15 protein-coding genes are annotated in these 12,400 nt (G+C 44.0%); 13 read left to right on the forward strand and 2 right to left on the reverse strand.

Going from position 1 to position 12,400, the window contains the following annotated elements:
- Nucleotides 1-22 precede the first annotated feature (22 nt).
- Together EL140_RS01915 and sstT are read right to left on the reverse strand one after the other, a co-directional pair.
- Entirely contained in the window at nt 23-976 is a 954-nt protein-coding gene (locus EL140_RS01915; RefSeq protein WP_000060062.1) for an aromatic acid exporter family protein, read from the reverse strand.
- Between the two features lie 49 nt (nt 977-1,025).
- Complete coding sequence (gene sstT / locus EL140_RS01920; RefSeq protein WP_000821329.1) at nt 1,026-2,237, reverse strand: serine/threonine transporter SstT; 1,212 nt, start codon at nt 2,235-2,237, stop codon at nt 1,026-1,028.
- Between the two features lie 149 nt (nt 2,238-2,386).
- Between sstT and EL140_RS01925 the strand changes: the two genes are divergently transcribed.
- From EL140_RS01925 to EL140_RS01990, 13 genes are all read left to right on the forward strand, one after another.
- On the forward strand, nt 2,387-2,947 hold the full coding sequence (locus tag EL140_RS01925) for a mechanosensitive ion channel family protein (protein WP_001150572.1): 561 nt from the start codon (nt 2,387-2,389) through the stop codon (nt 2,945-2,947).
- 57 nt (nt 2,948-3,004) lie between these two features.
- Nucleotides 3,005-3,913 (forward strand): magnesium transporter CorA family protein, encoded by a 909-nt coding sequence (locus EL140_RS01930; protein WP_000899714.1) that lies wholly within the window; start codon nt 3,005-3,007, stop codon nt 3,911-3,913.
- Between the two features lie 17 nt (nt 3,914-3,930).
- Entirely contained in the window at nt 3,931-4,458 is a 528-nt protein-coding gene (locus EL140_RS01935) for a YqeG family HAD IIIA-type phosphatase (RefSeq protein WP_000963737.1), read from the forward strand.
- Between the two features lie 2 nt (nt 4,459-4,460).
- The gene (yqeH, locus tag EL140_RS01940) at nt 4,461-5,567 is read left to right on the forward strand and encodes a ribosome biogenesis GTPase YqeH (RefSeq protein ID WP_000391232.1); all 1,107 of its coding nucleotides are present in this window, start codon (nt 4,461-4,463) and stop codon (nt 5,565-5,567) included.
- A 213-nt stretch (nt 5,568-5,780) separates the two neighbouring features.
- Entirely contained in the window at nt 5,781-6,092 is a 312-nt protein-coding gene (yhbY, locus tag EL140_RS01945; protein WP_000060169.1) for a ribosome assembly RNA-binding protein YhbY, read from the forward strand.
- Nucleotides 6,093-6,142: 50 nt separating this feature from the next.
- The gene (locus tag EL140_RS01950) at nt 6,143-6,772 is read left to right on the forward strand and encodes a nicotinate-nucleotide adenylyltransferase (protein ID WP_000963719.1); all 630 of its coding nucleotides are present in this window, start codon (nt 6,143-6,145) and stop codon (nt 6,770-6,772) included.
- Nucleotides 6,772-7,365 (forward strand): bis(5'-nucleosyl)-tetraphosphatase (symmetrical) YqeK, encoded by a 594-nt coding sequence (gene yqeK / locus EL140_RS01955; RefSeq protein WP_000331233.1) that lies wholly within the window; start codon nt 6,772-6,774, stop codon nt 7,363-7,365. The genes EL140_RS01950 and yqeK overlap by 1 nt, the downstream gene beginning before the upstream one ends.
- Nucleotides 7,366-7,719 (forward strand): ribosome silencing factor, encoded by a 354-nt coding sequence (rsfS, locus tag EL140_RS01960; RefSeq protein ID WP_001003013.1) that lies wholly within the window; start codon nt 7,366-7,368, stop codon nt 7,717-7,719.
- A 320-nt stretch (nt 7,720-8,039) separates the two neighbouring features.
- Entirely contained in the window at nt 8,040-8,780 is a 741-nt protein-coding gene (locus EL140_RS01970) for a class I SAM-dependent DNA methyltransferase (RefSeq protein WP_000257060.1), read from the forward strand.
- 9 nt (nt 8,781-8,789) lie between these two features.
- Entirely contained in the window at nt 8,790-9,887 is a 1,098-nt protein-coding gene (locus EL140_RS01975) for a nucleotidyltransferase (RefSeq protein ID WP_000156374.1), read from the forward strand.
- A gap of 132 nt (nt 9,888-10,019) precedes the next feature.
- Nucleotides 10,020-10,274, forward strand: coding sequence for a type II toxin-antitoxin system Phd/YefM family antitoxin (locus tag EL140_RS01980; RefSeq protein WP_004181012.1), 255 nt, complete (start codon nt 10,020-10,022; stop codon nt 10,272-10,274).
- Nucleotides 10,275-10,277: 3 nt separating this feature from the next.
- Nucleotides 10,278-10,532 carry a Txe/YoeB family addiction module toxin gene (locus EL140_RS01985; protein ID WP_000924723.1) on the forward strand — a complete coding sequence of 85 codons (255 nt, stop codon included), beginning with the start codon at nt 10,278-10,280 and terminating at the stop codon, nt 10,530-10,532.
- Nucleotides 10,533-10,735: 203 nt separating this feature from the next.
- Nucleotides 10,736-12,349 carry a ribonuclease Y gene (locus EL140_RS01990; protein WP_000404956.1) on the forward strand — a complete coding sequence of 538 codons (1,614 nt, stop codon included), beginning with the start codon at nt 10,736-10,738 and terminating at the stop codon, nt 12,347-12,349.
- Nucleotides 12,350-12,400 lie beyond the last annotated feature (51 nt).

Consider the following 12,400-nt stretch of genomic DNA (forward strand, 5'->3'; position numbering starts at 1 on the left):
ATTCTCTGAGGTTCTTTGCGTTCTAGTTTCCATATTTTTGGTAAAAATCGACCTTAACCTGGATAAAGGTTTCAGCTTCGCGTAGTAGTTGCAGGAGGGTGGCACGGGTTTCAAACTCCTCACGTGTTTTAGGGAGACTCCGATTGCGGAAGACTTGCAGATAGCGTTCGATGTCATCAAGTAGGTCATGAGCAGGATTGGTCTGGCTTAGCTGAGCAGCAATCTTTGAAAAGAGCTGGGCCAAAATCAAACTCTCACTTGCGGCCAGATGACAGGTATTGATCTGCTGGGCCATATTTCGCAGGATGCGACTTTGTCGCTGTCTCATCTCAAAGTAATGGATGTGGTAGTTCGTCTGGTGAAAGAGATGGTCCGAGTGATCCAGGTAGACCAGTTTGAGAGCTTCATCGAGGAGCTTGTCTAATTGGTCAACGAGTTGGGCTTGATTGCGTCCGTCTCCTCTTGACAGATAGTATTTAAAACGAAGCAGGATGTCTTTTAACTTTTCTTCGACCTGAAGGTGGTAGCTTTGGATGGCTTTCTCACGAGAGGGCATATAAAGGTTGACCAATAGTGCAAAGCTTGTCCCGATGAGAAAGAGGAGCACTTCATTAAGCAAGAGCTCTGGAGAGGTAGACTCCTGTACCAAGAGATGACTGACCAAGACACTGCTAGGGGTGATGCCGATTTCCCAGCCCATTTTGTAAGCAAGAGGGACATAAAGAGCCAGGTAGAGGCCCAGACTCCAGATGTGAAAGCCCGTCAGCTGAAAGGCTAGAACACCGATAGCGAGCGCTAGGAGCATGGAAAAGAGGCGGTTGCGTGCTAATTTCAGCGTGCTTCTGCGCGTGTCGGAGAGGCTTAAGAGAGCGATAATTCCAGCTGAAACTGCTGATGATAAATCTAAAAAATAAGCGAGAAAACAAGCGAGACAGGTCGCTAAGACCAGTTTGGTCGTACGTTGAGTGAGGGACATGAAAATTTCCTAAACTAATAGAATCAAGTGTTTAACGAGGAGTCAAAGACTAGGGGCGAAGTTTTCGGTTTGTAGCATACTCGGCAACCGCTGTAAAGAGGACATCTGTTGAAGAGTTCAGGGCTGTTTCGCAGGAGTCTTGCACGACTCCGATCACAAAACCGACCCCGACAACCTGCATAGCCAAGTCGTTGGAAATCCCAAAGAGGCTACAAGCCACAGGAATGAGGAGAAGGGATCCTCCAGCGATTCCAGAGGCCCCGCAGGCAGAAATGGCAGCCACTACACTGAGTACAAATGCTGTCCCAAAGTCTACCGAAATTCCGAGTGTATTGACGGCAGCCAGGGTCAGGATATTTATGGTAACAGCAGCGCCAGCCATGTTGATGGTCGAACCAAGCGGGATGGAGACAGAGTAGGTGTCAGGATTCAGCCCCAAGTCTTGACAGAGTTTCATATTGACAGGGATATTGGCAGCAGAGCTACGAGTGAAGAAGGCTGTAATACCACTGACACGTAGGCATTTCAAAACAAGGGGATAGGGATTTTTTCTCATAAAGAGAAAGGCGATGAGCGGGTTGATGATGAGAGCAACAAAGGCCATGGTAGCAATCAAGAGTCCTAGGAGGACACCGTAGTTAGCCAGACTGGCAATGCCCTTGTCAGAGATGGTCTTGAAAACCAAGCCTAAAATCCCAAAGGGAGCTAGGTTGATAATCCATTCCACAATTTTAGAGGTGACATCTGCCATGGTTCTCAGTAATTCTTTACTGTGTTTACTTGCCTCTCTCATAGCCAGCCCAAAGACGACTGCCCAAGATAGAATCCCGATATAGTTGGCTTCAACAATGGCATTCAAAGGATTATCCACCAGTTTGAGCAAGAGGTTGCTGAGGACTTGACCGATACCGTCAGGAGCAGCAACTTCTGTATTTGCGCTGGTCAGGGTGATTTGCACAGGCAGTAAGAAACTAGCTAGAACGGCTACCAATGCAGCAGCAAAGGTTCCGAGCAAGTATAGGAAAATAACAGTCTTCATATTGGTGTTTTGTCCCTTTTGGTGTTGGGAAAGGGCATTGGCAACAAGGGCAAAAACCAAAATAGGAGCGATAGCTTTCAGTCCGCCTACAAAGAGGTCTCCAAGCAGACCAATTCCTGTAAGGTTTGGAAAGAGCATCCCTAATGTAGCACCCAAAATCATTCCAATAAGGATTCGTTTGATGAGGCTTGCCTTGGTCCAGGCTCTAATGATTCGTTTCATAGCAGTCTCCTTCAAATGTATTGTTTATAATTATAGTATAAATATGCTATAGAGGCAAGTGATATTTTGAAAACAGGGCCGATAATTGAATAATTATGAAAGAAAAGAGAAGGGCGATTTTATGGTATAATAGGGAAAAGGAGTTTTATATGCAAGATTTTTTTCAACGCTATTTTGATAAACTTGATTTAACAACCATGTTAGAGAATCTCTTGACCAAGGTGATTTCTCTTTTGATTTTGTTTTTGCTATTTTATATAGCTAAAAAGATGCTTCATGCGACTGTACGAAAGATTGTCAAGCCCTCACTTAAATTTTCCAATCGAGATGCTGGCAGACAAAAGACCATTTCTCGTTTGCTGGAGAATGTCTTTAACTACATTCTTTATTTCTTCTTGCTCTATTGCATCCTGTCTATTTTAGGTTTGCCAGTTTCCAGCCTCCTTGCTGGTGCGGGGATTGCTGGGGTGGCCATTGGTATGGGGGCGCAAGGCTTTCTATCCGATGTCATTAATGGCTTCTTCATCCTTTTTGAACGCCAGCTTGATGTGGGTGATGAAGTGGTTCTCACAAATGGACCGATTACCGTTTCTGGAAAGGTCGTTAGCGTAGGGATCCGTACAACGCAACTGCGAGGTGACGATCAAGCCCTTCACTTTGTTCCCAATCGCAATATCACCGTCGTCAGCAATCTATCTCGTACTGAATAGGCCGGCTATTTTAGCAGATTTGTGGTACAATAGAAGGAGTTTGGTAAAGGAGAGAGTATGCTATTTGTAGAGAAAAAATTAGGTCACGATTGTACGTGGATAGACCTTGATGTGGACAAAATTAAAAACATGGAAGACCTTTCGGATGTCTATGGATTGGACAAGGAAACTATCGAGTATGCTCTGGATAGAAATGAGCGTGCCCACATGGACTATCACCGTGAAACGGGAACGGTCACCTTCATTTATAATGTTCTTGACTTGGAAAAAGACAAAGAATATTATGAAGCGATTCCGATGACCTTTATCGTTGAAAAACAACGGCTAATCACAATTAGCAATCATAAGAATAGTTATGTGATTAAACGTATGGCAACCTACCTTGAAAGCCATGAAATTGTTTCAATCTACAAATTTCTTTTTGCCAGTTTAGAGATTATTAGCAATGCTTATTATCCGGTTATTGAAGAAATGGATAAAAGTAAGGATGAAATCAGTGCACTTCTTCGTCAAAAAACAACTAAAAAAAATCTTTTTGCCCTCTCTGACTTGGAAACTGGTATGGTTTACCTGACAGCTGCTGCCAAACAAAATCGTCTCCTCTTGGAACACATCCAAGGGCATGCTCTTTATCGCAATTTTAATGAGGTAGAAAGAGAGCAGTTTGATGATGCCATGATTGAAGCGCATCAGTTGGTTTCGATGACAGACTTGATTTCTCAAGTTTTGCAACAACTCTCAGCCTCTTACAACAACATCCTGAATAATAATCTAAATGATAATTTGACAACTTTGACCATTATCTCAGTCTTGCTAGCTATCCTTGCGGTTATTACAGGATTCTTCGGAATGAATGTTCCCTTACCGTTTACAGATGAACCAAATGCTTGGATTTATATTTTGATAGCTAGTCTCATTTTATGGGTAGTCTTAGCCCAATATTTAAAGAATATTGCTAGAAATTAAAAAGAAAAGGAGCCAGAATGGCGATTGAAAATTATATGCCAGATTTTGCTGTGGAAGCAGTTTATGATCTGACAGTCCCAAGCCTGCAAGCGCAGGGAATCAAGGCTGTTTTGGTCGATTTGGACAATACCCTCATTGCTTGGAACAACCCTGATGGGACGCTAGAGATGAAACAGTGGCTACATGACCTTCGGGATGCAGGTATTCGCATCATCGTGGTCTCAAATAATACTAAAAAACGGGTCCAACGCGCAGTTGAGAAATTTGGAATTGATTACGTTTATTGGGCCTTGAAACCCTTCACATTTGGGATTGATCGTGCCATGAAGGAATTTCACTATGAGAAAAATGAAGTGGTCATGGTTGGTGACCAGCTCATGACTGATATACGCGCAGCGCATCGTGCGGGTATTCGCTCGATCTTAGTCAAGCCCTTGGTCCAACACGACTCCATCAAAACGCAGATTAACCGAGCTCGCGAGCGCCGTGTCATGCGCAAAATCACTGAAAAGTACGGACCGATTACATATAAAAAAGGAATTTAATTATGGAAGAAATTCTCTGTATTGGTTGTGGAGCAACCATTCAGACGACAGACAAGACTGGTCTTGGATTTACCCCCCAGTCGGCACTTGAAAAAGGTTTGGAGACTGGCGAAGTCTATTGCCAACGTTGTTTCCGTCTCCGTCACTACAATGAAATCACGGATGTCCAGTTGACAGACGATGATTTCCTCAAGCTCTTGCACGAGGTGGGAGACAGTGATGCCTTGGTGGTCAATGTCATTGATATCTTTGACTTTAATGGTTCTGTCATCCCAGGCTTGCCACGCTTTGTATCGGGCAATGATGTCCTCTTGGTCGGAAATAAAAAAGATATCCTACCCAAGTCTGTTAAATCGAGCAAGATTAGCCAGTGGCTTATGGAACGTGCTCACGAAGAAGGACTTCGTCCAGTAGATGTCGTTCTGACTTCAGCCCAAAACAAACATGCCATTAAGGAAGTCATTGATAAAATCGAGCATTACCGTAAGGGACGCGATGTCTATGTCGTTGGGGTAACCAACGTTGGAAAATCAACTCTCATCAATGCCATTATCCAAGAAATAACGGGTGACCAGAATGTCATCACGACTTCGCGCTTCCCAGGGACAACCTTGGACAAGATTGAGATTCCGCTTGATGATGGTTCTTATATCTACGATACACCGGGAATCATCCACCGTCACCAAATGGCCCACTACTTGACGGCTAAAAATCTCAAGTATGTCAGTCCTAAAAAGGAAATCAAGCCCAAAACCTATCAGCTTAACCCTGAACAAACTCTGTTTTTAGGTGGTCTTGGACGCTTTGACTTCATATCAGGAGAAAAGCAAGGATTCACAGCTTTCTTTGACAATGAACTCAAACTCCACCGTACCAAGCTAGAAGGCGCTAGTGCTTTTTACGACAAGCACCTAGGAACACTTCTGACACCACCAAATAGCAAAGAGAAAGAAGATTTTCCAAAACTAGTCCAGCATGTATTTACCATCAAGGACAAGACAGACCTAGTCATCTCAGGACTCGGCTGGATCCGCGTAACAGGCACCGCCAAAGTCGCCGTCTGGGCACCAGAAGGCGTCGCCGTCGTCACACGCAAAGCAATCATTTAAACACAGAAAGGAAAGAGTTGTCTGGATTAGGGCGAGCTCTGCGAGCCCATAACGAATACTTTTCGCCGTGGTGTCAGTTGGTACAAGGAGTTGTACCAACTGCGGAAAATTTGAGACCTTAGGCTCAAATTTTAGTCATGAAAGTCCGAAGGACTTTGCTGACGTCCGTCACCACTTCAGAAAAGTATTAAAAGAAACTCTTTTAAAGAAATTATGTCATTAACATCAAAACAACGTGCCTTCCTCAACAGCCAGGCACACACCCTCAAACCCATCATCCAAATCGGGAAAAATGGACTCAACGACCAAATCAAAACCAGCGTCCGTCAAGCTCTTGACGCCCGTGAATTGATTAAAGTTACGCTCTTGCAAAACACAGATGAAAACATCCACGAAGTAGCTGAAATCTTGGAAGAAGAAATCGGTGTGGATACTGTCCAAAAAATCGGACGCATCTTGATCTTGTTTAAACAATCCAGCAAGAAAGAAAATCGCAAGATTTCTAAAAAAGTCAAAGAAATCTAAAAGCTACTCCAAACAACTGTTTATACAGAGAATTAAAGGAAGACGAGCCTATGGCAATCGAATTATTGACTCCCTTTACCAAGGTAGAGTTGGAGCCAGAAATCAAGGAGAAAAAACGCAAACAAGTCGGGATTCTAGGGGGAAATTTTAACCCTGTTCACAATGCCCATCTTGTTGTGGCGGACCAAGTACGACAACAGTTGGGGCTGGACCAGGTCCTGCTTATGCCCGAATACCAACCACCTCATGTAGATAAAAAGGAAACCATCCCCGAGCACTACCGTCTCAAGATGCTTGAATTGGCGATTGAGGGGATTGAAGGTCTGGACATTGAAACCATTGAGTTAGAGCGTAAGGGCATTTCCTACACCTACGACACCATGAAGATTTTGACCGAGCAACATCCAGACACGGATTATTACTTCATTATCGGGGCTGATATGGTGGACTATCTGCCTAAATGGTATCGAATTGATGAGCTAGTCGACATGGTTCAGTTTGTAGGGGTTCAGCGTCCGCGCTACAAGGCAGGGACTTCCTATCCAGTTATCTGGGTGGATGTGCCTCTCATGGACATCTCGTCCAGCATGGTGCGTGACTTCATTGCCCAAGGTCGGAAACCCAACTTTCTCCTACCTCAGCCAGTGCTAGACTACATCGAGAAGGAGGGGCTCTACTGATGGCCTATCAAGACTATATCAACTGCTCCCGTGAGGCTTTGTTGGAAAGAATGGCAGAGCTTCTGCCTGAAAAACGTTTGACCCATTGTCTGGGTGTAGAGCGTGCAGCCATAGAACTAGCTGAGAGATTTGGATTCGATGCCGAGAAAGCAGGACTAGCAGGTCTTCTCCATGACTATGCTAAAAAGCTGTCAGATCAGGAATTTCTAGACTTGATTGACCGTTACCAATTAGACCCTGACCTCAAAAACTGGGGTAATAATGTCTGGCATGGTATGGTTGGCATCTACAAGATTCAGGAGGACTTGGATTTGCATGATTCTGAAATCCTGAGAGCTATTGAAATCCATACAGTCGGTGCTGGTCAGATGAGCGACCTGGATAAAGTTGTCTACGTCGCAGACTATATCGAGCACAATCGTGCCTTTCCTGGAGTGGACGAGGCACGTGAGATTGCTGAGCTATCGCTCAATAAGGCAGTGGCCTACGAAACGGCACGAACTGTGGAGCATCTAGCTCATCAGGGATTCCCCATCTATCCCCAAACCCTTGAAACCTATAACGCCTTTGTGCACTATTTGAAAGAGGACTAAATGAACGAAAAAGAATTACTAGAACTAGTCGTGAAAGCGGCTGATGAGAAACGTGCGGAGGATATCCTCGCACTTGATGTACAAGATTTGACCAGCGTGACAGACTACTTTGTAATCACGAGCTCGATGAATAGCCGTCAGTTGGATGCAATCGCTGATAACATTCGTGAAAAAGTAGCCGAAGCTGGTGTTAAAGGCAGCCATGTCGAAGGTGATGCAGCGGGAGGCTGGGTCTTACTAGACCTCGGCGGTGTTGTTGTGCATATCTTCTCAGAAGAAATGCGTGCCCACTATAACCTAGAAAAACTATGGCATGAGGCGAGCTCAATAGACATTTCAGAAGCCTTAGCATAGTAGATGAACTCAGTTGCAGTCAACTGGGTTTCTTTGCTTATTTTAGAAAAATGGATAGAAAGGTAAAGGGCGTCGTGTTTTGTTCATCTCGAAACTGAACACGAGCTAAAGGCTGCGAGAAAAAGAGTAACTTCCTTTGTATCTGATGATACAGCAGAAAGTTTCCTATTTTCTCCTTGCTTTTAACGCTCTTTGTATCTTAGAAAGGATTTGAACCCGTCCTGTAATCGTCGGAAAATAGATAGCCTTCCTTGGAGCTCGGCTCCATCGTCAAGCTCCTAATTTTCATTCCGATTACGGGCGGACTTGGTATCATGAATATGGCGACTTATGAAACCTTTGCGGCTGTTTACGATGCTGTGATGGATGATAGTTTATATGATAAATGGACGGATTTTTCGCTGCGTCATTTGCCTAAGACCAAGGAGAGAAAGAAACTCTTAGAATTGGCTTGTGGAACAGGTATCCAGTCTGTGCGTTTTTCTCAAGCAGGCTTTGATGTAACTGGACTTGATTTGAGCGCGGATATGCTGAAGATTGCGGAGAAAAGAGCTACTTCAGCCAAGCAAAAGATTGATTTTATAGAGGGCAATATGCTGGATTTGTCCAAGGCAGGTCAATATGATTTTGTCACGTGTTACTCTGACTCTATCTGCTACATGCAGGATGAGGTCGAGGTAGGAGACGTCTTTAAAGAAGTATATAATGCGCTTAACGAAGACGGAGTTTTCATCTTTGATGTGCATTCGACCTACCAGACAGACGAAGTATTCCCTGGCTATTCCTACCATGAAAATGCGGAAGATTTTGCCATGCTTTGGGACACCTATGAGGACGAAGCTCCTCACTCCATCGTGCATGAGTTGACTTTCTTTATCAAGGAGGCTGACGGTTCCTTTAGTCGTCACGATGAAGTGCATGAGGAGCGGACCTATGAAGTTTTGACCTATGATATTTTGCTGGAGCAGGCTGGTTTCAAGTCTTTCAAACTCTATGCGGACTTTGAGGACAAGGAGCCAACAGAAACCAGCACCCGTTGGTTTTTTGTCGCGCAGAAGTAGGAGAACATCATGACCATCACAGGTATTATCGCAGAGTTCAATCCTTTTCATAATGGGCACAAATACTTGCTTGAGCAGGCGGAGGGACTGAAAATCGTTGCCATGTCTGGGAATTTCATGCAGCGTGGAGAACCTGCTATCGTAGACAAGTGGACACGGGCTCAGATGGCGCTGGAAAATGGAGCAGATCTGGTAGTGGAATTGCCCTTTTTAGTCAGTGTTCAGGCGGCAGATTTCTTTGGCCAAGGAGCTGTGGATATCTTGGCTCGCTTGGGCATTGATACCCTCGCTTTCGGGACGGAGGAAGTTCTGGATTATCAGAAAATTGCTGACCTATACACGGAGCAAGGCACTGAGATGGAGAAATTTGTGGAAAATCTGCCTGATTCCCTTTCCTATCCTCAGAAAACCCAAGCCATGTGGAAGGAATTTGCAGGTCTTGATTTTTCAGGCAATACACCCAATCATGTTCTAGCTTTGGCCTATGCCAAGGGGGTTGCGGGACGTAGAATCAAACTCCATCCGATTCAGCGTCAGGGGGCTGGTTATCATTCTGTGGACAAGGAAGTGGACTTTGCCTCGGCAACAGCTCTCCGTCAGCATCAATCAGACCAAGATTTCTTAGAACGCTTTATGCCTTCTGTTGCCCTCTTTGAAAATGCTAATAAGGTGAGTTGGGATGACTATTTTCCCTTGCTCCGCTATCAAATTTTGTCAAATCCAGCCCTAACGACCATCTATCAGGTCAATCAAGAAATGGCAGTGCGTATCAAGGATGCCATCAAGATGGCCCAGTCTGTTGAAGAATTGGTTGAGGCGGTTGCGACAAAGCGTTATACCAAGGCGCGTGTCAGACGCCTCTTGACCTATATTTTGGTGCAGGCCAGAGAAAGCGACTTGCCAGAAGCCATCCATGTCCTTGGCTTTACTGAAAAAGGCAGACAACACCTCAAGTCTCTGAAAGGGCAGATCCATCTAGTCAGCCGAATTGGCAAAGAACCTTGGGATGTTATGACTCAAAAGGCAGACCAGATTTACCAACTAGGACACCCAAGTATAGCAGAACAGAATTTTGGCAGAGTGCCGATTAGAATAGAATCAAACTAAGTCTACTGAAAGGTAGGCTTTTTTAGAAGATTTTCGAATAAATAGATAGAAAAGAAAAATCTTGTACAGGTTCCTGACAATTTCTTTCTTTTTGTGTATAATAGTGGAAAAGAGGTAAAATGAGGTATGGTTATGGAAGTGGTCCTTTACTCAACATTCAGAAATCATTTAAAAGACTACATGAAGAAGGTAAACGATGAATTTGAGCCTTTAACGGTGGTCAATAAAAATCCAGATGAGGATATTGTAGTCCTTTCAAAGAGCGAGTGGGATAGTATTCAGGAAACCCTGAGAATCGCTCAAAATAAGGAACTTTCTGACAAGGTCTTGCGAGGAATGGCTCAAGTCCGAGCAGGAAGTACTCAGGTCCATGTGATTGAGGAGTGAGAAATGCTGCTCAAGTTTACAGAAGATGCCTGGGCGGATTATTGCTATTGGCAAAACCAAGATAAGAAAACATTAAAAAGAATCAATAAATTAATCAAGGATATTCAACGCGATCCTTTTGTAGGAATGGGGAAACCAGAACCGCTCAAGTATGATTATCAAGGAGCTTGGTCGCGGCGCATTGATGCAGAAAATCGCTTGATTTATATGATAGATGGAGATAGCGTGGCTTTCTTGTCCTTCAAAGATCATTACTAAGTCTACTGAAAGGTAGGTTTTTTTATTGTATAATTTAATGAAAATGCTATTTTAAAGATCTAGAAAGTTTGTTTTGCGATTTCAGAACTTTCTTCTAAAATTCACACAAAACTCTTCAATTTGGGTTTGTGAAAATCGGTTTTTTATGATAGAATATTAAGGAATGTATGTCATTCGATAAACAAATTTAATGAGGTAAAAACATGGAAATCATGACACTTGCGATTGCTGTTTTTGCCGTCATCATTGGTTTAGTCATTGGATATGTCAGCATCTCAGCTAAGATGAAATCATCTCAAGAAGCTGCAGAGTTGATGCTTCTAAATGCTGAACAAGAAGCAACTAATTTACGAGGACAAGCTGAGCGCGAAGCGGATTTATTACTAAATGAAGCCAAGAGCGAAAGCAAGTCTCTTAAAAAAGAAGCACTATTGGAGGCCAAAGAGGAAGCCAGAAAATACCGTGAAGAAGTGGACGCTGAATTTAAGTCAGAACGTCAGGAGCTCAAGCAAATTGAAAGTCGTTTGACGGAGAGAGCTGCGAGCCTTGACCGCAAAGACGACAATTTGACGAACAAAGAAAAAACACTTGAACAAAAAGAACAAAGTATTTCTGATAGAGCAAAAAACCTTGATGCACGTGAAGAGCAATTAGAGGAAGTCGAAAGACAAAAAGAAGCTGAACTTGAACGTATCGGTTCCCTTTCCCAAACTGAGGCTCGAGATATTATCTTGGCTCAGACAGAGGAAAACTTGACTAAGGAAATTGCTAGCCGCATTCGTGAGGCTGAGCAAGAAGTGAAGGAACGTTCAGACAAGATTGCGAAAGATATCTTGGTTCAGGCTATGCAGCGTATCGCTGGTGAGTATGTAGCGGAGTCAACAAACTCTACAGTTCATCTACCAGACGATACCATGAAGGGACGCATTATCGGTCGTGAAGGACGCAACATTCGTACCTTTGAAAGTTTGACAGGGGTTGATGTGATTATCGACGATACACCGGAAGTGGTAACCTTGTCAGGATTTGATCCGATTCGTCGTGAAATTGCTCGTATGACCATGGAAATGTTGCTCAAAGATGGCCGTATCCACCCAGCTCGTATCGAGGAGTTGGTGGAGAAAAACCGTCAAGAGATTGACAATAAGATCCGAGAATATGGTGAGGCTGCAGCCTATGAGATTGGTGCGCCAAACCTCCATCCAGACTTGATGAAGATCATGGGACGCTTGCAGTTCCGTACTTCATATGGACAAAATGTCTTGCGTCATTCGATTGAGGTTGCTAAGTTATCTGGTATCATCGCCAGTGAACTTGGTGAAAATGCAGCTCTTGCCCGTCGTGCTGGATTCCTTCACGACATCGGGAAAGCTATTGACCGCGAGGTTGAAGGAAGCCACGTTGAGATTGGTACGGAGTTGGCTCGTAAGTACAAGGAACACCCAGTTGTGGTGAATACCATTGCTAGCCACCACGGCGATGTGGAAGCCGAAAGCGTCATTGCAGTGATCGTTGCTGCAGCAGATGCCTTGAGTGCAGCGCGTCCAGGTGCTCGTAGCGAGTCTCTTGAAAGCTACATCAAGCGTCTCCATGATTTGGAAGAAATCGCCAATGGCTTTGAAGGAGTGCAAAATAGCTTTGCCCTTCAAGCAGGACGTGAAATCCGTATCATGGTTAATCCAGGACAAATCAAAGACGACAAAGTCACAATCTTGGCTCACAAAGTTCGTGAGAAAATTGAAAATAATCTCGATTACCCAGGAAATATCAAGGTAACCGTGATTCGCGAACTTCGTGCAGTAGATTATGCTAAATAAATAAGAAAGAGCAGTTGAAATATTACTGCTTTTTTGTTACACTAGATAGAA

It is taken from the genome of Streptococcus oralis ATCC 35037, from assembly GCF_900637025.1.
In the GTDB taxonomy this organism is placed as follows: Bacteria; Bacillota; Bacilli; order Lactobacillales; family Streptococcaceae; genus Streptococcus; species Streptococcus oralis.

Coding starts and splice junctions, on each gene's coding strand:
- EL140_RS01950 (WP_000963719.1), top strand. CDS start 6,143: ATGGCAATCGAATTATTGACTCCCTTTACCAAGGTAGAGTTGGAGCCA.
- EL140_RS01935 (WP_000963737.1), top strand. CDS start 3,931: ATGGCGATTGAAAATTATATGCCAGATTTTGCTGTGGAAGCAGTTTAT.
- yhbY (WP_000060169.1), top strand. CDS start 5,781: ATGTCATTAACATCAAAACAACGTGCCTTCCTCAACAGCCAGGCACAC.
- yqeK (WP_000331233.1), top strand. CDS start 6,772: ATGGCCTATCAAGACTATATCAACTGCTCCCGTGAGGCTTTGTTGGAA.
- EL140_RS01975 (WP_000156374.1), top strand. CDS start 8,790: ATGACCATCACAGGTATTATCGCAGAGTTCAATCCTTTTCATAATGGG.
- EL140_RS01925 (WP_001150572.1), top strand. CDS start 2,387: ATGCAAGATTTTTTTCAACGCTATTTTGATAAACTTGATTTAACAACC.
- EL140_RS01990 (WP_000404956.1), top strand. CDS start 10,736: ATGGAAATCATGACACTTGCGATTGCTGTTTTTGCCGTCATCATTGGT.
- EL140_RS01980 (WP_004181012.1), top strand. CDS start 10,020: ATGGAAGTGGTCCTTTACTCAACATTCAGAAATCATTTAAAAGACTAC.
- EL140_RS01970 (WP_000257060.1), top strand. CDS start 8,040: ATGGCGACTTATGAAACCTTTGCGGCTGTTTACGATGCTGTGATGGAT.
- yqeH (WP_000391232.1), top strand. CDS start 4,461: ATGGAAGAAATTCTCTGTATTGGTTGTGGAGCAACCATTCAGACGACA.
- sstT (WP_000821329.1), bottom strand. CDS start 2,237: ATGAAACGAATCATTAGAGCCTGGACCAAGGCAAGCCTCATCAAACGA.
- EL140_RS01930 (WP_000899714.1), top strand. CDS start 3,005: ATGCTATTTGTAGAGAAAAAATTAGGTCACGATTGTACGTGGATAGAC.
- EL140_RS01985 (WP_000924723.1), top strand. CDS start 10,278: ATGCTGCTCAAGTTTACAGAAGATGCCTGGGCGGATTATTGCTATTGG.
- EL140_RS01915 (WP_000060062.1), bottom strand. CDS start 976: ATGTCCCTCACTCAACGTACGACCAAACTGGTCTTAGCGACCTGTCTC.
- rsfS (WP_001003013.1), top strand. CDS start 7,366: ATGAACGAAAAAGAATTACTAGAACTAGTCGTGAAAGCGGCTGATGAG.